Consider the following 26,304-nt stretch of genomic DNA (forward strand, 5'->3'; position numbering starts at 1 on the left):
GATGCTCGGCCACGTGGAGACCAGGTCAGTCAGCCCCGTGTTCGTCGGCCGCACCGGCGAACTCACCTCGCTCACCGGCGCGCTCACCCGAGCCACCGCCGAACCCTCCGGCGCCGCCGGGGGGTTCGGCGGCGAACCGCAGGCACTGCTCATCGGCGGCGAGGCAGGGGTCGGCAAGACCCGCCTGGTCGAGGAGTTCCTCGCCGTGGCCGTCCGCCGCGAGGCCGTCGTCGCCGTCGGCGGCTGCGTCGAGATCGGCGCCGACGGCCTGCCGTACGCCCCCTTCTCCACCGCCCTGCGCGCCCTGCTGCGCGCGCTGCCCGAGGAGATGGCCGCCGCCTGCGCCGGCCAGGAGGGCGAGCTGGCCCGGCTCCTGCCCGAGCTGGGCGAGACGGGCCGGGACGGCTTCGACGAGCTCGGCACCGCCCGCCTCTTCGAACTCACCGTCCGGCTGCTGGAGCGCATCTCCGCCGACCGGGCCGTCGTCCTCGTCCTGGAGGACCTGCACTGGGCGGACTCCTCCACCCGCCACCTCCTCGCCTACCTCTTCCGCACCCTGAGCAGCGGCCGCCTCGTCGTCGTCGGCACCTACCGCGCCGACGACATCCACCGCCGCCACCCGCTGCGCCCCCTCCTCGCCGAACTGGACCGGCTGCGCACCGTCCGCCGCATCGAACTCGCCCGGTTCACCCGGTCCGAGGTCCGCCGCCAACTCGCCGGCATCCTCGCCGACACCCCCGAACCGGCCCTCGTGGACGAGATATTCGAGCGCTCCGACGGCAACGCCTTCTTCGTCGAGGAGCTGGCCTGCACCCTGGAGTGCGGGGACGGGGCCGGCCTGCCCGACTCGCTGCGCGACCTCCTCCTCGTCCGCGTCGAAGCGCTCTCCGACGACGCCCAGAAGATCGCCAGGATCGTCGCCGAGGGCGGCTCCGCCGTCGAGTACGAGCTGCTCGCCGCCGTTGCCGGGCTTGCCGAGGACGACCTCATCGAGGCCCTGCGCACCGCCGTCGGCGCCAACCTGCTGCTCACGACCCCGGAGGGCAACGGCTACCGCTTCCGCCACTCCCTGGTCCGCGAGGCCGTCAGCGACGACCTGCTCCCCGGCGAACGCTCACGGCTCAACCGCCGCTACGCCGAGGCCCTGGAGGCCGACCCCGGCCTGGTGGCCGGCGGCGAGCGCGCCACCCGCCTGGCCAGCTACTGGTACGGGGCGCACGACCCGGCCAAGGCGCTGCCCGCCGTCCTGAGGGCCTCCGTCGAAGCCCGCCACCGCAACGCCTACGCCGAACAACTGCGGCTGCTGGAAAGGGCGCTGGAGCTGTGGGACGACGCCCCCGAGGCGGTACGCGCCACCCTGCGCCCGATCGACTACGCCGAGGTCTACCCCGCCTGCGGGCGGGACGGCGGCACCCCGCTGCGCTATCTCGACCTGATGGCCGAGGCAACCGTCGCCGCCCGCCTCGGCGGAGAGCGCGAACGGGCCTTCGCCATCTGCAAGAAGGCGCTGCGCATCCTGGAGAGCGAGGACGACGCCCTGCGCGCCGCCTGGTTCTGGGTGCAGCGCTCCCGCCTGGTCCAGGACCTCACCCGCGGCGACGGCTGGGAGGAGCTGGCCACGGCCGAACGGCTGGTGCGGGGCCTGCCCCCGTCGGCGGTGCACGCGGACGTCCTGATGATGGTGGCGGGCTGGGGCGCCCTGCACCTCCCCGGCGCCGACACCCTGGCCGCCGCCGACCGGGCCGTGGAGTACGCGCAACTGGTCGGCGACGAGTACATCGAGCTGCACGCCCGGCTCACCCGCGGCTGGCTCAACGCGGACGCCGGGGCCGTCGACGAGGGCATCGCCGAGATGTACGCCGTCCGCGACCGGGCCGACGAGCTGGGCCTCATCGACATCATGGGCCGCGCCAGCATCAACCTCCCCTCCACCCTGGAGGCCATGGGCCGCTCCCTGGAAGCGGTGACCGCCGCCGACCACGGCATCGGGATCTGCCACGAGCACGGCGTCGCGGACATGGAGGCCTGGGTCCGCACCAACCAGGCGATGTCCCTGTTCGCGCTGGGGCGCTGGGACGAGGCGGTGGCCACCACCGACGCGGCCGCCCGCAAGTCGCTGTCCCGCAAGTCGCAGGGGCTCGTCGCCGCCCGCCGCACCGAAGTGGCCGTCGCGCGCGGCGACCTCGTCGAGGCGGAGCGCCAACTCGCTCTGACCCGAAGGTGTTTCGGCTCCAGCGACCCACAGCCGCAGCACTTCATCAACCCCGTGCGGCACGCCATCCAGCTCGCCGTGCAACAGGGCCGGCTGCCCGAGGCCCGCGCCGCCTTCCGGGCCCAGGCCGCCGAGGGCTTCCCCACCGGCACCCAGCGGTACGCCTTCCCGATGCTGCACGTCGTCGCCGCCGCGGAGGCCGACGCCCGGGGGCTGCCCGCCACCGAGCCCGACCGGCCCGCCATCCTCGACCTGGTCCGCACCCACCTCAAGCGGCTGCCGGCCCTCGTCCCGGTGTGGGCCGCCCATGTGCTGCTGATCGACGCGGAGCTGGCCAGGGCTGAGGGCACCGACACCCCCGACCACTGGGCCCGCGCCGCGCGGGCCTTCGCCCCGCTGCACCGCCCGTACGAACTGGCGCAGATCCGCCACCGCTGGGCGGAGGCCCTGCTCGTCGCCTCCGGTGACCGGGCCACCGCCACCGGACTGCTGCGCGAGGCCCATGACACCGCCGTGGGCCTCCGCGCCCGCCCGCTCACCGAGACCATCGAGCTGCTGGCGGGCCGCGCCCGCATCACCCTCACCGCCGCCGGGGAGGCGGCGGCCGAGGAGATACCGGCGGCGGTCGTCGTCCCGGACGAGACCGGCGCCACCGGGCCGCCCCCGGTCCGGGACCCGTCCGAGGAGCAGCTGCGGGCCGCGGCCGCCGCCGTGGAGTCCTTCGGCCTGACCCCGCGCGAGCAGGACGTGCACCGGCTGGTCGCGGCGGGCCTCACCAACCGCAGGATCGCCGAGCAGCTGTACATCTCGCCCAAGACCGCCAGCGTCCACGTCTCCAACATTCTCGCCAAGCTGGGCGTGACCGGCCGGGGCGAGGCGGCGGCCCTGGCCCACCGGCTGCGTCTGTACCGCATGCCGGAGAATCCGTGAGCCTGCCGCCGCCGGGCCCTACTCCACCTCGATCAGCAGGATCCTGTCGTCGCCGGCCTTCGGGGTGCCCCGGGTGTCGGTCTCGCTGGTGACCAGCCAGAGCTTGTCGCCGCCCGCCGCCAGCACGGTCCGCAGCCGGCCGTACTCGCCCTCCAGGAACGCCTGCGGGTCCGCCAGGGGCTCCTTGTCCGCCCCGTCCTCACGGGACAGCGGAATCCGCCACAGCCGCTCGCCGCGCAGCCCGGCCATCCAGATCGAACCCTTGGCGTAGGCGATCCCGCTCGGGGACGCCTCGGAGGTCTTCCACTGCGCCACGGGGTCGCGGAACCCCTTCTCGTGCGCCGTGCCCTCGACGTCCGGCCAGCCGTAGTTGCCGCCCGGCTCGATCAGGTTCAGCTCGTCCCAGGTGTCCTGGCCGAACTCCGAGGCCCACAGCCGCTTCTCCGCGTCCCAGGCCAGACCCTGCACATTGCGGTGCCCGTACGAATACACCACGGAGTCCGCCTCCGGGTTGCCGTGCAGCGGCTCGCCGTCGGGTGTCATCCGCAGGATCTTGCCGGCCAGGGACTCCTTGTCCTGGGCGCGCCCGTCGTCGCCGGTCTCGCCGGTGCCCGCGTACAGCATGCGGTCGGGGCCGAAGGCGATCCGGCCCCCGTTGTGGATGGTGCCCTTGGGGATGCCGCGCAGGATGGTGTCGGGGGCGCCGAGCTGCTGGCCGGGGGTGGAGCCGTTCTCGTCGTAGAGCATGCGGGCGATGCGGTTGTCCGACGCCGTGGTGAAGTACGCGTACACGAGGTGGTCCGTGCCGAAGTCCGGGGACACGGCGATGCCCAGCAGCCCGCCCTCACCGGCCGGGGCCACCCCGGGGACGGTGCCGAGCAGCGTCTGCTTCCCGCTCTTCGCGTCGATCCGGGTGATCGTCCCCTCGTCGCGGGAACCGACCAGGAGGTCACCGCCGGGCAGCTCCGCGAGGCCCCACGGCGACTTCAGCCCCTTGGTGAGCGTCGACACCACCGTCACCGAGCCCTTGGCGGGCGGCTGATCGGCCGGGGTGCGCGAGGCGGACGGCGACGGCGAGGCGGACGTCCCGGACGGGGCCGAGGGCGAGCCGGCCGGTGAACCGGTGCCCCGGCCCGCCGGACTCTCCGCGTCGTCCTGCGAGGTGCACCCCGCTGCGAGCAGCAGAGCACCGGCCGCCAGCACGGCCACCGCGCCCCGCCGCGCCCCGCGGCCACCCCCGCCGGGCCCCGTACGACGCCCTACCGGGTCCTGCACTGATCCGAACACCGCACCGATCCCTTCGACGGCCGCTTGTCTATGTGTTCTTACACCGCGGCAGCCCTCGGGGTTGCCGACCCGGGCACTTTCCGGCCCGGGTCGTCGGGGGCTTTCCCCCGTCGGCTCAGTCCCAGGAATCGCGCGCCGCCGGGAGCCGGTCGATCTCCGCGAGGTCCCGGTCGGTCAGCGCGAGGCCGGCCGCCCTCGCGTTCTCGACGGCCCATTCCTCCCGCTTGGTGCCCGGCACCGGAACGACTTGGGGCCCCTGGCGCAGGACCCAGGCAAGGGCCACCTGCGCGGGTGTCGCCCCGTGCCGCTCGGCTGTCCGCCGCAGCCCCGCCACCACGGGCTGGTTCGCCGCCATCATCTCCGCCGTGAAGCGGGGATGCCTGGCCCGCAGATCCTCCGGCTCGAAACCCTGCCCAGGTGTCAGCGTCCCCGTCAGGAAGCCGTTGCCCAGCGGCATCGCGGCCAGGAAGCCCACGCCCCGGGCGGCACACCACGGCAGCAGCGACTCCAGCGCCTGCGGCGACCACACCGACAGCTCCGCCTGCACCGCGCTGACCGGGAAGACCTGCTGAACCCGCTCCAGCTGCCGGATCGTTCCGTCATGCGTCCGCGCACCCGGCCGCCGCGCGGCCCGCGCCCCGACCGCGCACAGCCCCAGCGCCCGGACCTTGCCCGCGGCCACCAGCTCCGCCATCGCGCCCCAGGTCTCCTCGACGGGCACCTCGGGGTCGGCCCGGTGCAGCTGGTACAGGTCGATCACATCGGTCTGGAGCCGCCTGAGCGAGGCGTCACAGGCCCGTCGGACATAGCCGGGCCTGCCGTTGGCCACGATGTGCTGATCGCCCACGAGCAGCCCGCACTTGGTGGAGACGAACGCGTCCGCCCGGCGCCCCTTCAGTGCCCGCCCCACCAGCAGTTCATTGGTGAACGGGCCGTACATGTCAGCGGTGTCGAGCAGATCGACGCCCGCGTCGAGTGCCGCGTGCACCGCCCGCAGCGCACGGTCGCCCCGCTGCTGCGAGGCGCTGTACGCCCAGCTCATCGGCATGCAGCCGAGACCGACCGCACCCACGGCGAGCGCCGCCGCACCCAGACTCCTGCGCTCCAACTCCCCGAACCTCCCTCGGCCGTGTCGTAAAGTCCCGCCTGGCCCGCGGGCGTGCGACGGGACCTCACGGACACGACCTCGCACCACCCCCCAAAGCTAACCTCTGCCTCCCGCCCGGCTTCGCATAGCCTCCTGACCATGACTTCCACCACGCACTCCGCCCCCGGGCCCGACGTCTGGATGCCCTTCGCCGCCGACGAGATCGAGGGGCTTCCCGAGGGCCTCACGTACCACTTCTGGGACGGCGGGCAGGACTACCCGGCCGACCCCGCCGACTGCGCCTACTACGTCGTCCCCTACATGAAGGGCCTGGACGTCGCGGTCCGGCCGCTCGGCGCGATGAGCGGCGTCCGGGTCGTGCAGACGCTGTCGGCGGGCATCGACCACGTCGAGCCCGGTCTCGCCGGACTGCCCGCGGGCGTACGGCTGTGCAACGCCAAGGGCGTCCACGAGGCGTCCACCGCCGAGCTGACCCTCGCGCTGGTCCTCGCCTCGCTGCGCGGCATCCCCGGCTTCGTGCACGGCCAGGACAAGGAGGAGTGGCGGTCCGGCTTCTACCCGTCGCTCGCCGACAAGTCCGTGCTGATCGTGGGGTACGGCTCGATCGGCTCGGCCATCGAGGACCGGCTCGCGCCGTTCGAGTGCGCGCGGGTCGCACGCGTCGCGCGCTCCGCGCGGACAACCGCACGCGGACCCGTACACACGCTCGACGACCTGCCCGCGCTGCTGCCCGAGGCCGATGTCGTCATCCTCTCCACCCCGCTGAACCCCTCCACACAGGGGCTGGTGGGCCCGGAGTTCCTCGCCGCGATGCGGGACGGGGCGCTGCTGGTCAACGTCGCCCGGGGCCCGGTCGTCAACACCGAGGCCCTGCTGTCCGAACTGGAATCCGGCCGGCTGCGCGCCGCTCTCGACGTCACCGACCCGGAACCGCTGCCGTCGGGCCACCCCCTCTGGCATGCTCCCCACGTCCTGATCACCCCGCATGTCGGCGGCAGTACCTCGGCGTTCCTGCCGCGCGCCAAGCGGCTGATCGCCGGACAGCTCACGCGGTTCGCCGCGGGCGAGCCGCTGGACAACGTCGTACGCACCACCGGCTGAGCACGCACCGAGCACGTCCGGCTCCGCTCCGTGGCCGCAACACCACAGGTCGTCACGGAGAGTAGAGGAACTATGTCCCTGAGTGACGAGTCTGGTGTATCGTCCCGAAAGGGGGGCTGCGCCGTGGCAGGGACGGCGCCGGGGAGCCAGCCACACGCGAGGGGGGCGACGGGCGATGGACGGCCGATGGGCGAACGATCCGACACCGCGGGGCCGGCGACCGGCCAGGGGGCCGGTGTACCGGCGCCGCAGCCGGCCGGGCACCTCGGGGGCACCGCGGTGAGCGCCCCGGCGGGCACCCGCGGAGCGCTCACCGCCGGGCAGTCCGGGGTGGGCCGCGCGTCCGCGCTGCTCGCGCAGCTCGTCCTCGGCCTCGTCTGCGGGGGATACGCGGTGGGTGCGGCCACCGGCTGGGGCTCGGTCCAGGTCGCCCTGTTCATGGGCGACTTCGGCCTCAGTGCCGCCGCGCTCGCCGCCGCCGTCTCCTGCTTCCTGTTCGCCCGCGCCGCGGACAACAGGCTCCGGCCCGCCTGGCTGCTCTTCTCGCTCTCCTCACTGATGGCGTCGGGCGGCAACGCCGTATGGGGCTGGTACGAGTTCGTGCGCGGGGTGCCGGTGCCGAGCCCCTCCCTCGCCGACCTCTTCTACCTCTGCTTCGCGCCGCCCGCCATCGTCGGCCTCCTCGTCCTCGCCAAGCGGCCCGTCACCCGGGCCGGCTGGGTCTGCCTGGCCCTCGACTCCTGGCTGATCGGCGGCTCGCTCCTGACCCTCTCCTGGAGCCTCGCTCTCGCCCACACCGCGCACGTCGCGGACGTGGAGGGCGACAGCGTGGCCCGCGCCGCCCTCTCGCTGGCCTACCCGCTGCTGGACATCGTGCTGGTCTCCATGGTGCTCGCACTGCACTTCCGCCGCTCCAGCGTCAACCGCGCCGCGGTCAACACCGCCATCGCCGCGCTCGCCCTGACCGTCCTGTGCGACGCCCTGTTCACCTCGCCGCTGCTGCGCCAGACCTACCACTCGGGGCAGTTGCTCGACGCCGGCTGGTTCGCCGGCTCGCTGCTCCTCGCGTACGCCCCCTGGGGCGCCGCCCGTGAGGCGGACGACGCCGTCCAGGACCCGGCGGCCACCGGAGCGCGCACCACCAGCCGCCCCATCGCCGGCTCGCTGGCCGCGCTGACCCCGTATCTCGCCGCCGCCGTCTGCACGCTGGGCATCCTGTACAACGTCATCGAGGGCCGCCGCGTCGACCGCGTCGTCGTCTTCACCGGGTGCACGGTGGTGCTCGCGCTCGTCGTCCGCCAGGGCATCATGCTCGTCGACAACATCGCCCTCACCCAGGAACTGGCCCAGAAGGAGAACCACTTCCGCTCCCTGGTCCAGGGCTCCAGCGACGTCATCATGATCGCCGCCCCCAGCGGCGTCCTGCGCTACGTCAGCCCCGCGGCCGTCGGCGTCTACGGGCGGGACCCGGACGAGCTGGTCGGCGCGGAGCTCTCCTCGATCATCCACCCCGACGATCTGGGCCGGGTGGTCCACGAGGTGCGCCGCTTCCTCGCAGCCCCGCCCGCCGATGAGCCCACCACCCGCATCGAGTGCCGCTTCCGCTCCGGCTCCGGCGACTGGCTGAACGTCGAGTCCACCGTCAACCGCCACCAGGGCGGCCTGATCCTCAACAGCCGGGACGTCACCGAACGGGTCCGCCTCCAGGCCCAGTTGCAGCACAACGCCGAGCACGACCCGCTCACCGACCTGCCCAACCGCGCGCTGTTCACCACCCGGGTCCGCCAGGCGCTGGGCGGGCGCCGGGCCGGGGACGCGGGCACCGCCGTGCTCTTCATCGACCTGGACGGCTTCAAGGCGGCCAACGACCGGCTCGGCCACCAGGCGGGCGACGAACTGCTCATCCAGGCCGCCCGCCGCCTCCAGGACGCAGTCCGGGCCGGGGACACCGCCGCCCGCCTCGGCGGCGACGAGTTCGCCGCCCTCATCGTCGGCGACGCGGGCCGCGAGCAGGACGCCCGCGAGTGCCAGGTCCACGAGATCGCCGACCGGCTGCGCCTCACGCTCTCCGAGCCCTACCGCATCGGGGCCGGCGAGGTCCGGGTCACCGCCTCCATCGGCGTCGCCTTCGCCGAGCCCGGCATCACCCCCAACGACCTCATGCGCAACGCGGACCTCGCCATGTACCGCGCCAAGGCCGGCGGCAAGAACCGCGTCGAGCTGTACGCCCCGCAGATGCAGGCCGATGTCGTGCGCCGCTCCGAGCTGGCGACCCGGCTGCGCAGCGCCCTGCGGGACGGCGAGTTCGCGCTCCTGCACCAGCCCGTGGTGCACCTGGCCAGCGGCACGGTCGCGGCCGTCGCCGCCCAGGCCCGCTGGCGCTCGGCCCAGGGCATCCTGTTCACCCCCGCCGAGTTCCTCCGGATCTCCGAGGACGGCGACCGCACCGCGGAGCTCGGCCGCTGGCTCCTCGAAGAGGCCGTCGAGCAGGCCGCCGACCGGGCCAGGGCCGGCCACCAGGTCTCCGTCGCCGTCCGCCTCCCGGCCCGCCGGCTGCTCGACCGGGCCCTGCCGGCCGGCTCCGTCGAGGCGCTGCTCACGCGGTACGGGCTGCCCTCCGAGGCGCTCATGATCGAGGTCGCGGACAGCGACCCACGGGTCTCCTTCGAGGACCTGGAGCAGCGCCTCGCCGCCCTGCGCCGCCTCGGCGTGCGCATCGCGCTCGACGGCTTCGGCAGCGGCTACGCGGCGATCAACGCCCTGCGCCGGCTCCCCATCGACGTGCTCAAGCTGGACCGCGGCCTGGTCGAGGGCGTGGTCGAGTCCGCCCGGCTGCACAAGATCACCAGCGGTCTGCTGCGGATCGCCTGCGACCTCGGCATGCAGTCCGTCGCCGACGGCGTGGACGTCCCCGAGCAGGTTCTCGCGCTCCGCGCCATGGGCTGTACGCACGGCCAGGGCATGGCCTTCTCCGGGCCGCTCGACGAGTACCGGCTGCGCCGCGCCCTGGTCCGAGGTACGTTCCCGGTCCCGGGCACGGTGCCCGCGCAGCCGGTCCTGACGAGCGGCTGGGTCCCCTCTCTCACCGGCTCACATGGTGAGACACCCGTCCCACCCACTTGACACTCCGCGGGCGTCGGAGAGAGGGTCAATGCCATGCGCACCCGAATTCTCGTACTTGGAAAGCGCGTCGGCTGAAGCAGAGTCCCTCATGACACTCTGCAGACCGCACCGGCGCGCTCCCCTCGCTTGCCTCACGGCACGAGGGGTTTTTTGTTGCACCGAACCTCGCAAAACGTCGTAAAACACTCGCAGAAACCTCAGCTTCGAGAAGAGAATGCCGATGACCGAGCAGGCCACCGGGGCCCACCATCCCCAGCCGCGGGCCCGTAACGGCGGATCGCCCGCCGCCTCCGTTGAGAACCTCACGGGCGCGCAGTCCCTCATCCGTTCTCTCGAGGAAGTCGGGGCCGACACGGTATTCGGCCTCCCCGGCGGCTGCATCCTCCCGGCGTACGACCCGCTGATGGACTCCACCCGGGTCCGCCACATCCTCGTCCGCCACGAGCAGGGCGCGGGCCACGCGGCCACCGGCTACGCGCAGGCCACCGGCAAGGTCGGCGTCTGCATGGTCACCTCGGGTCCCGGTGCGACCAACCTCGTCACCCCGATCGCCGACGCCGCCATGGACTCCGTGCCCATGGTCGCGATCACCGGCCAGGTGGCCTCCGGCGCCATCGGCACGGACGCCTTCCAGGAAGCCGACATCTGCGGCATCACCATGCCGATCACGAAGCACAACTTCCTGGTCACCCGCGCCGAGGACATCGCGCACACGATCGCCGAGGCCTTCCACATCGCCTCCACCGGCCGTCCGGGGCCCGTCCTCGTCGACATCGCCAAGGACGCGCTCCAGTCGAAGACAGCCTTCAGCTGGCCGCCGGTCATGGACCTGCCCGGCTACCGCCCGGTCACCAAGCCGCACGCCAAGCAGATCCGCGAGGCCGCCCGGCTCATCACCCAGGCCAGGCGCCCGGTGCTGTACGTCGGCGGCGGCGTCATGAAGGCCGGCGCCACCGCCGAGCTGAAGGTCCTGGCCGAGCTGACCGGGGCGCCCGTCACCACCACCCTGATGGCGCTCGGCTCCTTCCCCGACAGCCACCCGCTGCACGTGGGAATGCCCGGCATGCACGGTTCGGTCACCGCCGTCACCGCGCTCCAGAAGGCCGACCTGATCGTCGCGCTCGGGGCCCGGTTCGACGACCGCGTCACCGGCAAGCTGGACAGCTTCGCCCCGTACGCCAAGATCGTCCACGCGGACATCGACCCGGCGGAGATCGGCAAGAACCGCGCGGCCGACGTCCCGATCGTCGGTGACGCCCGCGAGGTCATCGCCGACCTCGTCCAGGCGGTCCAGGCGGAGCACACCGAGGGCAACGCCGGCGACTACACCGCCTGGTGGAAGGACCTCGACCGCTGGCGCGAGACCTACCCGCTCGGCTACGACCTCCCCGAGGACGGCAGCCTCTCCCCGCAGCAGGTCATCCAGCGCATCGGCGAACTCGCCCCGCCGGACACGATCTTCGCCGCGGGAGTCGGCCAGCACCAGATGTGGGCCTCGCACTTCATCCAGTACGAGCAGCCCTCCACCTGGCTGAACTCCGGCGGCGCCGGGACGATGGGCTACGCGGTCCCCGCCGCGATGGGCGCCAAGGCCGGCATGCCCGACCGCACGGTCTGGGCGATCGACGGCGACGGCTGCTTCCAGATGACCAATCAGGAGCTCACCACCTGCGCCCTGAACAACATCCCGGTCAAGGTCGCCGTCATCAACAACGGCGCGCTCGGGATGGTCCGCCAGTGGCAGACCCTCTTCTACAACCAGCGGTACTCCAACACCGTGCTGCACTCCGGCGCCGACACGGACGGCAACGCGGCGAAGGGCACCCGGGTGCCCGACTTCGTCAAGCTCTCCGAGGCCATGGGCTGCTACGCGATCCGCTGCGAGGACCCGGCCGACCTGGACAAGGTCATCGCCGAGGCCAACGCGATCAACGACCGCCCGGTCGTCATCGACTTCATCGTCCACGAGGACGCCATGGTGTGGCCGATGGTCGCCGCCGGCACCTCCAACGACGAGGTCATGGCCGCCCGCGGTGTCCGCCCCGACTTCGGCGACAACGAAGACGACTGAGAGACAGAGAGAGAACGACTCCCATGTCCACCAAGCACACGCTCTCCGTCCTGGTCGAGAACAAGCCCGGCGTCCTGGCCCGGATCACCGCCCTGTTCTCCCGCCGCGGCTTCAACATCGACTCGCTCGCGGTCGGAACCACCGAACACCCCGACATCTCCCGCATCACCATCGTCGTGAATGTCGAGGACCTGCCCCTGGAGCAGGTGACCAAGCAGCTCAACAAGCTGGTCAACGTCCTGAAGATCGTCGAACTCGAGCCGTCCGCTGCGATCCAGCGTGAGCTCGTCCTGGTGAAGGTCCGCGCCGACAACGAGACCCGCTCCCAGATCGTCGAGATCGTCCAGCTGTTCCGCGCCAAGACCGTCGACGTCTCGCCCGAGGCCGTCACGATCGAGGCGACCGGCGGCGCCGACAAGCTGGAGGCGATGCTCAAGATGCTGGAGCAGTACGGCATCAAGGAGCTCGTCCAGTCCGGCACCATCGCCATAGGCCGTGGCGCGCGCTCGATCACCGACCGGTCCCTGCGCGCCCTGGACCGCACGGCGTAACCATCAGGGGCCCCGCCGCGCCGCTCGTATGGCGAGACCCGAAAACGTATCTGACGCACCCCGCCGTACGGTGGGACGCAACACCTGCACACCAAGGAGAAGACCCAGTGGCCGAGCTGTTCTACGACGACGATGCCGACCTGTCCATCATCCAGGGCCGCAAGGTCGCGGTCATCGGCTACGGCAGCCAGGGCCACGCCCACGCGCTGTCGCTGCGTGACTCGGGTGTCGACGTCCGTGTCGGTCTGCACGAGGGCTCCAAGTCCAAGGCCAAGGCCGAGGAGCAGGGCCTGCGCGTGGTGACCCCGTCCGAGGCCGCCGCCGAGGCCGACGTCATCATGATCCTCGTCCCGGACCCGATCCAGGCCCAGGTCTACGAGGAGTCCATCAAGGACAACCTCAAGGACGGCGACGCGCTGTTCTTCGGCCACGGCCTGAACATCCGCTTCGACTTCATCAAGCCGCCGGCGGGCGTCGACGTCTGCATGGTCGCCCCGAAGGGACCGGGCCACCTGGTCCGCCGTCAGTACGAGGAGGGCCGCGGCGTCCCGTGCATCGTGGCCGTCGAGCAGGACGCCTCCGGCAACGGCCTGGCGCTCGCCCTGTCGTACGCCAAGGGCATCGGCGGCACCCGTGCCGGCGTCATCAAGACGACCTTCACCGAGGAGACCGAGACCGACCTCTTCGGCGAGCAGGCCGTTCTCTGCGGCGGCACCGCCGCCCTGGTCAAGGCCGGTTTCGAGACCCTGACCGAGGCCGGTTACCAGCCGGAGATCGCCTACTTCGAGTGCCTGCACGAGCTGAAGCTCATCGTCGACCTCATGTACGAGGGCGGCCTGGAGAAGATGCGCTGGTCCATCTCGGAGACCGCCGAGTGGGGCGACTACGTCACCGGCCCCCGCATCATCACGGACGCCACCAAGGCCGAGATGAAGAAGGTTCTGGCCGAGATCCAGGACGGCACCTTCGCCAAGAACTGGATGGCCGAGTACCACAACGGCCTGCCCAAGTACAACGAGTACAAGAAGGCCGACGGCGACCACCTGCTGGAGACCACCGGCCGTGAGCTGCGCAAGCTCATGAGCTGGGTCAACGACGAGGACGCGTAGCACCGCCGCCCCGGGGGCGGGCCACGGCCCGCCCCCGGGGTCACTCCACCGCTGGAAGAGGCGGCGTCGTACGGGTGTACAAGTCGACCGGCCTCATGAGGGTGATCCTTCCAACGGGGCGGCGGAATGCGTCCTCGCGCATGACTACACTTCTCCCCATACACGCGTCAGGCCCACAGTGTCGTGCGTCTTCCACGCGGCAAGCCCCTCCACGCCTGCGGCCGTCGGGACGGCCGTCCGCCATGGATCTGTGAGGACTCACGTGAGCTCGAAACCTGTCGTACTCATCGCTGAAGAGCTGTCGCCCGCCACGGTGGACGCCCTGGGCCCGGACTTCGAGATCCGGCACTGCAACGGCGCGGACCGCGCCGAGCTCCTCCCCGCGATCGCCGATGTCGACGCCATCCTGGTGCGCTCCGCCACCAAGGTCGACGCCGAGGCCATCGCCGCCGCGAAGAAGCTGAGGGTCGTCGCCCGCGCGGGCGTCGGTCTGGACAACGTCGACGTCTCCGCGGCCACCAAGGCCGGGGTGATGGTCGTGAACGCGCCGACCTCCAACATCGTCACCGCCGCCGAGCTGGCCTGCGGTCTGCTCGTGGCCACCGCGCGCCACATCCCGCAGGCCAACACCGCGCTGAAGATCGGCGAGTGGAAGCGCTCGAAGTACACCGGCGTCGAGCTGAGCGAGAAGACCCTCGGCGTCGTCGGCCTCGGCCGCATCGGCGTCCTGGTCGCCCAGCGCATGTCGGCCTTCGGCATGAAGATCGTCGCCTACGACCCCTACGTGCAGCCCGCGCGCGCCGCGCAGATGGGCGTCAAGCTCCTCTCGCTGGACGAGCTGCTGGAGGTCTCCGACTTCATCACCGTGCACCTGCCCAAGACCCCGGAGACGCTCGGCCTGATCGGCGACGAGGCCCTGCACAAGGTGAAGCCCACCGTGCGCATCGTCAACGCCGCGCGCGGCGGCATCGTGGACGAGGAGGCGCTGGCCTCCGCGCTCAAGGAGGGCCGCGTCGCCGGCGCCGGCCTCGACGTGTACGCGAAGGAGCCCTGCACGGACTCCCCGCTGTTCCAGTTCGACCAGGTCGTCTGCACCCCGCACCTCGGCGCCTCCACCGACGAGGCCCAGGAGAAGGCGGGCATCGCGGTCGCCAAGTCCGTGCGCCTCGCGCTCGCCGGTGAGCTCGTGCCCGACGCGGTCAACGTCCAGGGCGGCATCATCGCCGAGGACGTGCGCCCCGGCCTGCCGCTCGCCGAGAAGCTCGGCCGGATCTTCACGGCGCTCGCCGGTGAGGTCGCCGCCCGCCTCGACGTCGAGGTCTACGGCGAGATCACCCAGCACGACGTCAAGGTGCTCGAACTCTCCGCGCTCAAGGGCGTCTTCGAGGACGTCGTGGACGAGACCGTGTCCTACGTCAACGCCCCGCTGTTCGCGCAGGAGCGCGGCGTCGAGGTCCGCCTGACGACCAGCTCCGAGTCGCCCGACCACCGCAACGTGGTCACCGTCCGCGGCACGCTGTCCGACGGCCAGGAGGTCGCGGTCTCCGGCACGCTGGCCGGTCCCAAGCACCTCCAGAAGATCGTCGCCATCGGTGAGCACGACGTGGACCTGGCGCTCGCCGACCACATGATCGTGCTGCGCTACGAGGACCGCCCCGGCGTCGTCGGCGCGGTCGGCAAGATCCTCGGCGAGGCCGGGCTGAACATCGCGGGCATGCAGGTCTCCCGCGCCGACGTGGGCGGCGAGGCGCTGGTCGTCCTCACCGTCGACGACGACGTCCCGCCGTCGGTGCTGACCGAGATCTCCTCGGAGATCGGCGCGGCCTCGGCCCGCTCGGTGAACCTCACCGACTGAGCCCCGGCCCTCCGGCCCCGGCAGTACCTTCCGCACCCGGCATTCGGACGCGCGTCGTGCGCGACGTCCGCATGCCGGGTGCGCTGCTGTCATGGGACACCGGGAGCCCGTCCGCCGGGCGGGCGGGTCCGATGATCAGAGCCGTGCCGCCTTCAGTGCCATGTGCAGCAGCAGCCGGTCCTCGCCGTCGTTCAGGTCGAGGCCGGTGAGCTGCTGGACCCGGGAGAGGCGGTAGTACAGCGTCTGGCGGTGGATGCCCAGCTCGGCGGCGGTCCGCGAGGCCTGGCCGGCGCAGTCGAGGAACACCTCTGCGGTGCGGGCGAGGTCCCGGTGGGGCGGGGTGAGCAGCGGGCGCACCGCATGGTCGGGCGGCGCGCCCCGGGCGAGCGTGGTCAGCGTCCGGTACGGGCCGATGGCCGGCCACTCGGCGACCGGGCCGTACCGGCTCTCCGCCGCCGCCGCGCGGGCCGCCGCCGACGCCTCGTGCCAGGAGTCGGCCAGCTCCGCGAGGCCCCGGCGCGGGACCGCGATCCCGGCGGTGGCGGCCGTCCCCGCCTCGGCGCGCAGCCGGCCGGCCGCGGTGAGCGCGGGGTCCAGCACATCGGGGGAGCGCAGCCGGATCAGGGCGGCCAGCGCGGGCGGCCCGGACCCGCCCGGGAGCGGGGCGCCCGTCAGCGCCGCCGCCGAGGGGACCGTGCGCACCGCGGGCGTCTCGTCCGGCCACGGCGCCACGCACACCACGGTGTGCAGCCCCTCCGCGTCCGGGCCGAGCGCCTCGCCGAGCGCGGCCACCGCCATGTCCCGCTGCCAGCCGCGCCCGGCGGTGAGGGCCGCACCGAACTCCCGGGACAGGCCGGTGCCCGCCCGCTCCTCGTCGAAGAGCAGCGCCCCGATCCGTGCCGCCACCTCCATGGCCGCGTCCAACTGCCGGTCGGTCGGCCCGGGGTCCGCGTCCAGCAGCCATACGTAGCCGAGCACGACACCCCGATGGCGTACCGGCAGGCAGATCCGGTCCCGGTTGACACCGGCCTCGGGGGCGGCGGGGATGCGGACGGGGCCGGTGGCGCGGGTGATGCCGAAGTTCTCGAACCAGGCGCGGACCGCCGGGGTGGAGCGGCGGGTCAGGATCGACCGGGTGCGGACCGGGTCCATGGCCGTGGTGTCGTCGCTGTCGTGGGCCCCGAAGGCGACCAGGCCGAAGTCGCGGTTCTCCAGCGTCGCCGGGACGCCGAGCAGCGCGGAGATCTCGTCCACCAGCTCCTGGTAATCGCCCTTCACCCGGCCATTCTCGCACCCCTTCAGACATATGTCTGAGATCCAGGGCACGGATGCGTGACAGCTGTCGATGGCCGAGGATCGGAGCAATCCTTAGATTTCACGGTGGTTCTCCGTGCTGTACCGCTTATGTTCCCTACCGGGCTTATGCGGCGGTGCGGCCTCGTTCGTTCTTTCCGTGGAGGTGCCCCGTGCTGGGTCCCGTGATTCTCGCCGCGTCCCGCAGCGACAAGATGCGTCGGTTCGTCTCGGCCGCGCCCGGCACCAAGCAGGTCGTGGACCGCTTCATCGCCGGTGAGACGCTCGACCAGGTCGTCACGGTCATCGAGGACGCCGCGGGCAGGGGCCTGGAGCTCACCCTCGACGTGGTCGGCGAGGACATCACCACGCCCGAGCAGGCCGCCGCCGCGCGCGACGCCTATCTGGAGCTGATCGACCGGCTGAAGGACCTCGGTCTGGGCACCCGGGCGGAGATGTCCGTCAAGCTCTCGATGTTCGGCCAGGCCCTTCCGTCGTCCACAGCCTCCCTCGACGGAGATGCCTCCGGCTCCGCCGACACCTTCCCCGGCGGCCACGACCTGGCCCTCGCCAACGTGCGCCCGGTCGTCGAGGCCGCCGCCGCGATCGGCACCACGGTCACCCTGGACGCCGAGGACCACACCACCCTGGACTCGATGTTCGCCATCCACGAGGAGCTGCGGAAGGACCACCCGGAGACCGGGTGCGTCATCCAGGCGTACCTGTTCCGCACCGAGGAGGACGCCCGCCGCCTCGCCGCGGCCGGCAGCCGGGTGCGGATCGTGAAGGGCGCCTACAAGGAGCCCGCCTCCGTCGCGTACCAGGACAAGGCCGAGATCGACAAGGCGTACGTCCGTATCCTGCGGACCCTGATGGAGGGCGAGGGCTACCCGATGATCGGGTCCCACGACCCCCGTCTCATCGCCATCGCCCAGGAACTGGGCCGCAAGGCCGGGCGCAAGCCCGACGAGTACGAGTTCCAGATGCTGTACGGAATCCGCACCGACGAGCAGACCCGGCTCGCCGCGGAGGGCCACCGGATGCGTGTCTACACCGCGTACGGCACCGACTGGTACGGCTACTTCATGCGCCGTCTCGCGGAGAAGCCGGCCAACCTGCTGTTCTTCGGCCGCTCCATCCTCACCAAGGGCTGAGCCCCTTCCATCCCTCTACCTGAAGGAGCAAAGGAACCATGGACGCTGTGACCCAGGTCCCCGTGCCGGTCAACGAGCCGGTCCACTCCTACGCCCCGGGCTCCCCGGAGCGTGCCCGGCTGGAGGCGAAGCTCAAGGAGCTCGCCGAGAATCCGGTCGACCTGCCGATGACCATCGGCGGTGAGAAGCGGATGGGCGGCGGCGAGCGCGTCGACGTCGTGCAGCCCCACAACCACAAGGCCGTCATCGGCACCTTCGCCGGCGCCACCGAGCAGGACGCCCAGGACGCGATCGACGCCGCCCTGGCCGCCGCCCCGGCCTGGCGCGCGATGTCCTTCGACGACCGCGCCGCCATCATCCTGCGCGCCGCCGAGCTGCTCTCCGGCCCCTGGCGCGAGACGCTGGCCGCCTCCACGATGCTCGGCCAGGGCAAGACCGCCCAGCAGGCCGAGATCGACTGTCCCTGCGAGCTGATCGACTTCTGGCGCTTCAACGTGCACTACGCGCGCCAGATCCTCGCCGAGCAGCCCCCGGCGAACTCCCCGGGCGTGTGGAACCGCATGGACCACCGCCCGCTGGAGGGCTTCGTCTACGCGATCACGCCGTTCAACTTCTCGGCCATCGCGGCCAACCTGCCGACCGCGCCCGCCCTCATGGGCAACGTCGTGGTGTGGAAGCCGTCCCCGACGCAGACGCACGCCGCCGTGCTGCTGATGCGGCTCCTGGAGGAGGCGGGCCTGCCCAAGGGCGTCATCAACCTGGTGACGGGCGACGGCATCGCCGTCTCCGAGGTGGCGCTCAACCACCGCGACCTGGCCGGTATCCACTTCACCGGCTCGACGCCCACCTTCCAGCACCTGTGGAAGACGGTCGGCAACAACATCGCCAACTACCGCACCTACCCGCGGCTCGTCGGCGAGACCGGCGGCAAGGACTTCGTGGTCGCCCACCCCTCGGCCGACCACGCGATCCTGAAGACCGCCCTGACCCGGGGCTCCTTCGAGTACCAGGGCCAGAAGTGCTCGGCCACGTCGCGCGCCTACGTCCCGGCCTCCATCTGGAACTCCGGTTTCAAGGAGGCGTTCGCGGCCGAGGTCGACTCGATCACCATGGGCGACGTCACCGACCTGTCGCACTTCATGGGCGCCGTCATCGACGACCGCTCCTTCGCGAAGAACAAGGCCGCCATCGACCGCGCCGCCGCCGACCCGGCGTGCACGATCATCGCGGGCGGCACGTACGACGACTCGGTGGGCTACTTCGTCCGTCCGACCGTCATCGAGTGCAGCGACCCCGAGAACGAGGTCTTCACGACCGAGTACTTCGGCCCGATCCTCGCCGTGCACGTCTACGAGGACGAGAAGTACGACGCGATGCTGGAGCAGATGGAGTCGGTCTCCGACTACGCCCTGACCGGTTCCGTCATCGCGAACGACCGCGCCGCTGCCGCGTACACGATGGAGAAGCTGCGGTACGCCGCGGGCAACTTCTACATCAACGACAAGTCGACCGGTGCCGTCGTCGGCCAGCAGCCCTTCGGCGGCGGCCGCGCCTCCGGTACGAACGACAAGGCGGGCGCGCCGCAGAACCTCCAGCGCTGGACCCTCACCCGGGCCATCAAGGAGACCTTGGTCCCGCCGACCGAGTACACCTACCCCCACCAGGGCTGACACCCCCGGGGCGCCCCACCCCGGCGCCCCGCCCCGAGTCCCGCCCCCCGTTCGGTTCCCCTGCCGGACGGGGGGCGGTTTCCATGGGCGCCCCCCAACCCCAGCCGCGCACGATCAGCCCCAGCCGTGCACGATCAGCGCCAGCCCGGCCGCGGACCCGCCGCCCAGCAGCGCCAGGTAGCGGCCGTACAGCCGACGGTGGCGGCGCAGCAGCAGGCCGAACGCGGCGAAGGCCAGGCCCACCGTCAGGGTCCGGGCACCCCGCGCCGCCGCCGAAGCGGCCGGCCAGTCCTTCGCGGGCACCGGGGCCCGGCCCGCCTCGGCGCCGTACACCTTGAAGGGGATGCCGTTCCACGGCTGGTGGCGTACCGCCGCCGCGCCCTCCAGGGCCAGTTCCTGGCGGACCTGCGCGCGCATCCGGTCCGTGGTCAGCGGGGCCGGCAGGTGCACGCCCGCCGCCGCCAGGTGCAGGGCGAGCAGCCCGCCCGCGAGGCTGCCGGCCAGGGCGGCCAGCGACATCCGCAGGGCCGCGCGGGGCACCGCCACGCACACCACGCCCAGCAGCAGCTCCGGCATCAGCGGCCAGCTCAGCGCCTCCGCGAACGCCCAGCAGAACGCCAGCGGCAGCCCCAGCCGCGAGGTGACGACGGCGGCCACCCGCCTGCGCGCCGCGGAGTCCCCGAGCGGTTCGGCGGCCGTGCGGTCGTGCAGCTCGCGCACCGCGTCGCGGGCGGCCTCGGGGGAGACCCCGGACGGCAGCGGCTCGCCGATCGTGACCCGGACCAGGGACGAGCGCAGCCGGCCGTGCTTGGGCAGCAGCCGGTCCGTGCCCGCGATGCCCACCGGCACCACCGGGACCCCCGCCTCGTCGGCGAGGACCAGCGCGCCCCGGTGGAAGGAGCCCAGGGCGCCGTCCTTCGCCCGGGTGCCCTCGGGGAACAGCACGACCGCCCGGCCCTCCCGCAGCTCGCCGGTCATCGAGAGCAGGTCCGCCATGCCGCCGCCCGCCCGCCGCACCGGGAAGCCGGCTGCCAGCCTGCGGCAGATCCGCCGCCGCCAGGGGGAGGCGAACCAGTAGTCGGCCGCCGCGCCGATCGCCGGGCCGTGCCGGGCGTCGAGGGCGGCGAGGAGGGCCGCGGTGTCCGCGTGCGAGGTGTGGTTGGCGACGACCACGCAGCCGCCGCGCGGCAGCCGGCCGCGCCGCTCGACCCCGCCCGTGAGGCTGAGCACGCCCCACCACAGTCCGCGCCGCAGCGCGGAGGCGACGCGGGAGCGGACCGGGAGGACCCGGTGGCCGGGGGTGCGCAGCAGGGTCGTCATCACGTCATCACCATCGCCAGGAGGAGGGCCACCAGCAGGGAGTCGATCCGGTCGAGCAGCCCGCCGAAGCCCGGCAGCCAGCTGCCCGCGTCCTTCACCCCGGACTCGCGCTTGACCATCGACTCGACCAGGTCACCCAGGACACAGCCGCCGATGACGGCACCCCACAGGGGGAGGCCGAACTCGCCGAGCGCCAGCAGGAGCAGGGCCGTCGCGAGTCCCGCGCCCAGTACACCGGCCCAGGTCTTGTTGGGGGAGAGCGGCGACAGGGGGCGGGACAGCGGTCCGCGCCGCCCGAGTGCCGTACCGCCGCACCAGGCGCCGACATCGCCGAGCGCCACCGCCAGGCCCACCGCGACCGCCGTCTCGCCGAGCGTCACCAGGCCGGTCAGCGCGACCGGTATCCACAGCAGGCCGAACACGGTCCGGGCGGTCCGGGTGAAGCCCGACCGGTCGTCGCCGCCCAGCACGGACGGCAGCGCCGCCGCGACCAGGAGGAGGGCCGCCGCACGCGGGTCCAGCAGGTGCGGGGCGAGCCACGCCAGGGCCGGCAGGGCCACCGAGGCCGTCACCAGCACGGCCAGGTCGCCCCGGCGCAGCCCCGCCATCCGGGCGTACTCGCCGGCCGCGACCACGCCGAGCCCGGCGGCCAGCGCGTACGTTCCGCCGCCGCCCAGGAAGAACGCCCCCAGGAAGACCGGGGCGACCAGCGCCCAGGTCCGCCAGCGCCTGCGCAGTTCGGCGCGCATCCGCAACCGCGCGGGGAGGACCGCGACGGCGACCCCGCCCGCGCCCAGCACACCCGCGACGAGCGGCAGGGCGCGGGCGGCCGCCTCCTCGGCGATCAGTACGGCGCTCATGCCAACTCCCGCCGGAGTCCGGCCAGCCGGAGCGCCGCGGTGAGCAGCGAGCCCGCGGCGATCACGATCAGCACCGGGACGGCCCAGCCGCTCGCGGCGGCGACCACCACCAGCAGGCAGCGCTCGGTCTTGCCGACCGGGCCGCCGTTGCGCCGGGGCGCCCCGGCGGCGGCCCCGGCCAGCGAGACCCAGGACGGCAGCGTGGCCGCGAGGGCCGCCACGGCCACCAGCCCGAGCGGGGCGAGCGCCAGGAAACCGGCCAGCACCACCAGGTCCGCGACCCGGTCGCCCAGCTCGTTGAGGACCGCGCCGCGCCGGGTCGTACGGCCCGTGTCGCGGGCCAGCGCGCCGTCCAGGTTGGCGAAGGCGAGCCGCGCCGCGAGGAGGACCGCGACCGGCAGGGCGGCCGGGCCCGGGGGCAGCAGGGCCAGGGCGGCGGCGGCACCGGCCGCGGCGGCCACACCGGCGGCGGTGAGGGTGTCGGGCGACACCTCACGGCGGGCCAGCGAGGCGCGGACACCGGAGAGCCGGTCCGCGTACCAGGGCTTGAGAGCGTAGAGGCCGTTCATGGCTGCAACTCTCGTGCGACGCACGTTCTTTCGGCACGGGGCGGGTACTCAAGTACGGCTGAGTACCCGGGCGGGGGGCTACTGCCCGGCCGTACGGATGGGCTACTGCCCGGTCGTACGGATCAGCATCTTGCCGGTGTTCTCGCCGCGCAGCATGCCCAGGAAGCCGTCCACGGTCCGCTCGAACCCATCCACCACCGTGACGTCCGGCGCGATCCGGCCGGTGCGCAGCCGAGGCACGAGCAGGGCCTCCAACTCGCCCTGCGCGTCCCGGTGGTTGCGGACGAGCACGCCTTCGAGGCGCAGGCTCTTGCCCACCACGTCGAACAGGTTGCGCGGGGCCGGCGGCGGCCGGTGGGCCGAGTGGTACTGGGCGATGGCGCCGACCCAGGCGATCCGGCCGAACTCGCGCATCGCCGCGATCGTGCCCTCCAGGTGGTCTCCGCCGACGTTGTCCACGGCGGCGTCGATCCCGTCCGGCGCGGCCTTCGCCAGCAGCTCGCCGACCGGCCCGTCGTGGTAGTCGAACGCGGCGTCGAAGCCGAGCTCCGAGGTGAGCCGGGCGGCCTTCGCCGCCGAGCCCGCGCTGCCGACGATCCGGCCCGCGCCGAGCAGCCGGGCGATCCGGCCGACCGCCGTGCCCACCCCGCCCGCGGCGGCGGAGACGAACAGGTCCTGCCCCGGCCGCAGTTCCAGGACACGCGTCAGGGCCACGTAGGCGGTGAGCCCCGTGCCGCCGAGGATCGAGAGGTGGGCGGTCAGCGGCACCCCCTCGTACGACGGGAGCAGGCGGGTGCCGTCGGTGCCGGCCGTGACCAGGGCGTGGGTGCGCCAGCCCTGCCGGTGGAAGACGAGGTCGCCCTCCGCGAGGCCCGGGTCCAGGGAGGCGGTGACCCGGCCCACCGCGCGTCCCTCCAACGGTGCGTTCAGCTCCCAGCCCTCGTCCATCTCCTCGCGGTGGTACGGGTCCACGGAGAGGTAGAGGTTCTCCACCAGGGCCTGCCCGGGGGCGGGGGCGGGCAGCGGGGACTCGGCGAGGGCGAAGAGATCCGGGGTGGGGAAGCCCGTGGGGCGGGCGGTCAGGTGGAAGGCGCGGGCGGTGCGGGTCGTCGTCATGGCAGTGACCGTAGGAAGGAACTTTCCGGCCCGGCAGCGGGTTGCGTCGATGGAAAGACCGTTTCCATGAACAGCTTTCATGGATCGGCGGATCGAATGGATCGAGGGGACCCGCGCGATGGCCGACCTGACCCCGCACGAGCTGCGCATCCTGCTCGCCGTCGAGAGCGCGGGCAGCTTCTCCGGCGCCGCCGTGGCTCTGGACATGACGCAGTCGGCCGTCTCCCACGCGGTCCGGGCGAGCGAGCGCAGGATCGGCGCCGTCCTCTTCGAGCGCGGCCGCAAGGGTGCCACGCCCACCCCGGCGGGCGCGAGCGCACTCGGGTACGCCCGGCGCGTCCTGCGGCTGTTGGAGCTGATGGGCGCCGAGGCGCGGGCGGCCGCGGCCGGGCCCGGGGCGGCCGCCCCGGCGGGGGTACTGCGGATCGCGGCCTTCCGCAGCGCCGCGCTGCATCTGCTGCCGCCCGCCCTGGAACGGCTGCGGGCGCGCCACCCGGGGATCGAACCGGTGGTGCGGGTGGTGCGCGAGCTGGGGCGGGGCACGGCGGGCGAGGTCCTGGCCGGGCGCGCCGATCTGGGGATCGCGACCATCGGGACGAGTGCGCCGGTCCCCGATGAGCTGGTCGGGGGAGTGCTGCGGGAGGAGGAGTACGCCCTCGTGTACCCGGCCGGTCATCCGGCGCCCCGGACGCTGCCGCTGCTGGACTGGGCGGAGAACTGCACCTCGTACACCCGGGACTGGTGGGCGGCGCAGGACTGGATTCCGCGGGCGACCGTGGAGGCCGAGGACGACGGAGCGGTGCTCTCGATGGTGTCCGCCGGTCTCGGCATGGCGATCATGCCCGGACTGTCCCTCCATGGAGCACCGGACACCGTCGGGATCACCGCACTCGGACCGGAGCGCCCGACCCGCTCCGTGGGCTACGTCACCACCCCTGAGCTGGCACGTTCCCCCGCCGTGCGGGCCCTCATCCGGGAGCTGAGAGTGAGCGGCGGGTGAGTCGCCGTAAACCTCCGTCTCAGATAGTAGGAAGTCCGAGTAATTATGGAGACAGACCGGCGAGGCTGTTCTAGCTTTGTAGAAGCCGAACGTCTCGCTCGATCAAGCGACTGGCGGTCGTGAGCGCGCGCCCTTGAGCAGGCAACCCCTGCGGCGCCTGCTCCCCGCCCCTTCCGGCACCTCGAAATCACTGATCTCGACATCACTTCACGCTGTTCGATCTCGAAATCCGCGCGATCTCAAGGAGTCGATCCACCATGGCCGAGACCACCATCCGCCGCCGCGTCCGTCACGCCCACCGCCCGGCCGAATCGGAGCGCAAGGCCGCCGCCGCGGCCCTCCAGCGCGCCCTCGACCGCAGGGACAACGGCGGCGCCACCGGTCACTGAACCGGCCCGCCGGCCGCGCTCAGCCGCGGCTGATCTCGAAGTGGTCGACGCGTTCGCCGGACTCGGCGAGTGCGGTGACCTTCATCCGGGCGTTCCGCCCGGTCTCCACCTCCACCGCGAGGAACGAGAAGCCCGTGTAGCGCACCCGCGACCACTCCACGGTCTCGGTGCTCTTCGCGCCGCCCTCGGCCACGTGGTAGGTGTCCACACTCTCCAGGTCCGTGACGTGGCCCTCGTAGCTGTCGGGCGCCGGGAAGTCGTACAGCGCCTTGCCCGCGCCGCCCGCCGTGACGTAGACGATGCCGTCCCGCCTCGGGTCGGTGCGCCCGCCGATGGGCACCTCGCGCTTCACGGTGTTCCTCAGGATCGCGTCGGTGCGCTCGTAGACGTGGTTGTGCCCGTTGATGACCAGGTCCACCTGGTGCTTCTCGAAGAGCGGCACCCAGGCGTCCCGCACCCCGCCGTCCGAGGCGTGCGCGTTCGTCGTGGAGAAGGCGCAGTGGTGGAAGAAGACCACCAGGAAGTCGATGTCGTGGCGGGCCCGCAGCTCGCCCAGGCGCCGGTCCAGCCACTTGGTCTGCCTGCCGCCGCTGATTCCGAAGTTGGCGGGGATCTCGTAGCTGACGTCGTTGGCGTCCAGCGCGATCACGCCGACGTTGCCGTGCACGAAGGAGTAGGCGCCGGGCTGGTTGACCGGGTCCGGGCCGTTGTCCGGCAGGGTCCAGCGGGCGTTCTGGCCGCCGTAGCCGTCCGGCGAGTACCAGGCCTCCATGTCGTGGTTGCCGGTCGTCACCATCCACGGCACGGTCTTGGAGACCGTCTCCGTCTGCGCCAGGAACTGGTCCCAGGTGCGCGCGTCATAGGTGTCGCTCGTCCGGCCGGAGCCCGACGGGTCGGCGTAGCAGATGTCACCCGCGTGCAGGTGGAAGGCCGGGTTCTGGCCCAGGATCAGCTGGTCGTTGCCGAGCGCGTGGTAGCTGACGCCCTGGTCGCCGAAGGCGGTGAAGGTGAAGTTCCGGGCGTGCGGGGGCGCGGTGGTGAAGGTGCCGAGCGTGCCCAGGTTGCGGGTGTCGGCCGGGTCGAAGCCGTCGTGGCCGACGCCGTAGTAGTACGTCGTGCCGGGCTTCAGCCGCTCCAGGGACGCGTGTACGTAGAACTGCTCGGCCGCCGCGATCTTGCCGTCGTTCAGCAGCGGCGTCGTCAGGTGGCGCACCTCGGCGTCGATCTTCCGGCTCAGCGCCCACGGCTTGAGCCCGATGCGGACGTAGGGGCGGCGCACCGCGAACGGCACCTGCCAGGAGACCGCCATCCGCGTCCTCGGGTCGGCGCCGTACGCCAGGTGCCGGCCGAACGGGGCGACCAGCGAGCCGTCGACCCGGGTGGTGGCGCGCGAGGTGACCACGGTGGGCGCCGCGTAGGCGGGGGAGGAGGCGAGGCCGATCCCGGTGCCGACGACGGCCGCGGTCGCCGCGCCGGTCCGCAGCGCCCCGCGGCGGGTCAGCCGGGTGCGCAGGTAGTCGTGCTGCTCGGCCATGCTCATGCGGTCGGCGAGCTTCTCGGGGATACCGAAACGGGGGATGTCCATG

General features: G+C 72.7%; 19 protein-coding genes. 11 read left to right on the plus strand and 8 right to left on the minus strand.

Translation table 11 applies throughout. The annotated features are described in order from the left end of the window. Window position 1 precedes the first annotated feature (1 nt). A complete protein-coding gene (locus B082_RS0118035) occupies window positions 2-3,142 on the plus strand; it encodes a helix-turn-helix transcriptional regulator (protein WP_018553217.1) in 3,141 nt (1,046 codons plus the stop codon). Between the two features lie 18 nt (window positions 3,143-3,160). Here the strand turns inward: B082_RS0118035 and B082_RS0118040 are convergent, their stop codons facing one another. Both B082_RS0118040 and B082_RS0118045 read right to left on the minus strand, forming a co-directional pair. Further along, a complete protein-coding gene (locus B082_RS0118040) occupies window positions 3,161-4,351 on the minus strand; it encodes a PQQ-dependent sugar dehydrogenase (RefSeq protein WP_018553218.1) in 1,191 nt (396 codons plus the stop codon). A gap of 193 nt (window positions 4,352-4,544) precedes the next feature. After that, window positions 4,545-5,501, minus strand: a complete 957-nt coding sequence (locus B082_RS0118045; protein WP_018553219.1) for an aldo/keto reductase — start codon at window positions 5,499-5,501, stop codon at window positions 4,545-4,547. 174 nt (window positions 5,502-5,675) lie between these two features. Between B082_RS0118045 and B082_RS0118050 the strand changes: the two genes are divergently transcribed. The 6 genes from B082_RS0118050 to serA all read left to right on the plus strand — a co-directional run bounded on the left by B082_RS0118050 (window position 5,676) and on the right by serA (window position 15,347). Next, window positions 5,676-6,638 carry a 2-hydroxyacid dehydrogenase gene (locus B082_RS0118050; RefSeq protein WP_018553220.1) on the plus strand — a complete coding sequence of 321 codons (963 nt, stop codon included), beginning with the start codon at window positions 5,676-5,678 and terminating at the stop codon, window positions 6,636-6,638. Window positions 6,639-6,917: 279 nt separating this feature from the next. Beyond that, window positions 6,918-9,761, plus strand: a complete 2,844-nt coding sequence (locus B082_RS0118055) for a putative bifunctional diguanylate cyclase/phosphodiesterase (RefSeq protein ID WP_026249918.1) — start codon at window positions 6,918-6,920, stop codon at window positions 9,759-9,761. Window positions 9,762-9,975: 214 nt separating this feature from the next. Continuing rightward, the gene (locus B082_RS0118060; RefSeq protein WP_026249919.1) at window positions 9,976-11,832 is read left to right on the plus strand and encodes an acetolactate synthase large subunit; all 1,857 of its coding nucleotides are present in this window, start codon (window positions 9,976-9,978) and stop codon (window positions 11,830-11,832) included. 23 nt (window positions 11,833-11,855) lie between these two features. Next, window positions 11,856-12,383 (plus strand): acetolactate synthase small subunit, encoded by a 528-nt coding sequence (gene ilvN / locus B082_RS0118065; RefSeq protein ID WP_018553223.1) that lies wholly within the window; start codon window positions 11,856-11,858, stop codon window positions 12,381-12,383. A gap of 107 nt (window positions 12,384-12,490) precedes the next feature. Then, window positions 12,491-13,492: a ketol-acid reductoisomerase gene (gene ilvC, locus B082_RS0118070; RefSeq protein ID WP_018553224.1), complete on the plus strand. Its 1,002-nt coding sequence runs from the start codon at window positions 12,491-12,493 to the stop codon at window positions 13,490-13,492. 262 nt (window positions 13,493-13,754) lie between these two features. Next, window positions 13,755-15,347: a phosphoglycerate dehydrogenase gene (serA, locus tag B082_RS0118075; protein WP_018553225.1), complete on the plus strand. Its 1,593-nt coding sequence runs from the start codon at window positions 13,755-13,757 to the stop codon at window positions 15,345-15,347. Window positions 15,348-15,482: 135 nt separating this feature from the next. Here serA and B082_RS0118080 read toward each other — a convergent pair whose 3' ends face one another. Beyond that, the gene (locus B082_RS0118080) at window positions 15,483-16,625 is read right to left on the minus strand and encodes a PucR family transcriptional regulator (protein WP_018553226.1); all 1,143 of its coding nucleotides are present in this window, start codon (window positions 16,623-16,625) and stop codon (window positions 15,483-15,485) included. 188 nt (window positions 16,626-16,813) lie between these two features. Between B082_RS0118080 and B082_RS0118085 the strand changes: the two genes are divergently transcribed. After that, on the plus strand, window positions 16,814-17,794 hold the full coding sequence (locus tag B082_RS0118085) for a proline dehydrogenase family protein (protein WP_018553227.1): 981 nt from the start codon (window positions 16,814-16,816) through the stop codon (window positions 17,792-17,794). A gap of 38 nt (window positions 17,795-17,832) precedes the next feature. Continuing rightward, the gene (gene pruA / locus B082_RS0118090; protein WP_018553228.1) at window positions 17,833-19,464 is read left to right on the plus strand and encodes an L-glutamate gamma-semialdehyde dehydrogenase; all 1,632 of its coding nucleotides are present in this window, start codon (window positions 17,833-17,835) and stop codon (window positions 19,462-19,464) included. Window positions 19,465-19,578: 114 nt separating this feature from the next. Here pruA and B082_RS0118095 read toward each other — a convergent pair whose 3' ends face one another. From B082_RS0118095 to B082_RS0118110, 4 genes are all read right to left on the minus strand, one after another. Continuing rightward, window positions 19,579-20,784, minus strand: a complete 1,206-nt coding sequence (locus B082_RS0118095; RefSeq protein ID WP_018553229.1) for a lysophospholipid acyltransferase family protein — start codon at window positions 20,782-20,784, stop codon at window positions 19,579-19,581. Further along, entirely contained in the window at window positions 20,784-21,644 is an 861-nt protein-coding gene (locus tag B082_RS0118100; protein WP_018553230.1) for a phosphatidate cytidylyltransferase, read from the minus strand. Before B082_RS0118100 ends, B082_RS0118095 begins: the two co-directional genes overlap by 1 nt. Beyond that, complete coding sequence (locus B082_RS0118105; protein WP_018553231.1) at window positions 21,641-22,213, minus strand: CDP-alcohol phosphatidyltransferase family protein; 573 nt, start codon at window positions 22,211-22,213, stop codon at window positions 21,641-21,643. Before B082_RS0118105 ends, B082_RS0118100 begins: the two co-directional genes overlap by 4 nt. A 102-nt stretch (window positions 22,214-22,315) precedes the next feature. Continuing rightward, the gene (locus tag B082_RS0118110; protein ID WP_018553232.1) at window positions 22,316-23,329 is read right to left on the minus strand and encodes an NADP-dependent oxidoreductase; all 1,014 of its coding nucleotides are present in this window, start codon (window positions 23,327-23,329) and stop codon (window positions 22,316-22,318) included. A gap of 118 nt (window positions 23,330-23,447) precedes the next feature. Between B082_RS0118110 and B082_RS0118115 the strand changes: the two genes are divergently transcribed. Together B082_RS0118115 and B082_RS40260 are read left to right on the plus strand one after the other, a co-directional pair. After that, window positions 23,448-24,329 carry a LysR family transcriptional regulator gene (locus B082_RS0118115; RefSeq protein WP_026249920.1) on the plus strand — a complete coding sequence of 294 codons (882 nt, stop codon included), beginning with the start codon at window positions 23,448-23,450 and terminating at the stop codon, window positions 24,327-24,329. A gap of 257 nt (window positions 24,330-24,586) precedes the next feature. Beyond that, window positions 24,587-24,718: a hypothetical protein gene (locus B082_RS40260; protein ID WP_018553234.1), complete on the plus strand. Its 132-nt coding sequence runs from the start codon at window positions 24,587-24,589 to the stop codon at window positions 24,716-24,718. A gap of 19 nt (window positions 24,719-24,737) precedes the next feature. Here B082_RS40260 and B082_RS0118125 read toward each other — a convergent pair whose 3' ends face one another. Then, window positions 24,738-26,303 (minus strand): purple acid phosphatase family protein, encoded by a 1,566-nt coding sequence (locus tag B082_RS0118125; RefSeq protein WP_018553235.1) that lies wholly within the window; start codon window positions 26,301-26,303, stop codon window positions 24,738-24,740. Between the last annotated feature and the right edge of the window lies 1 nt (window position 26,304).

The sequence above is a fragment of the Streptomyces sp. ATexAB-D23 genome (assembly GCF_000373645.1).
In the GTDB taxonomy this organism is placed as follows: domain Bacteria; phylum Actinomycetota; class Actinomycetes; order Streptomycetales; family Streptomycetaceae; genus Streptomyces; species Streptomyces castrisilvae.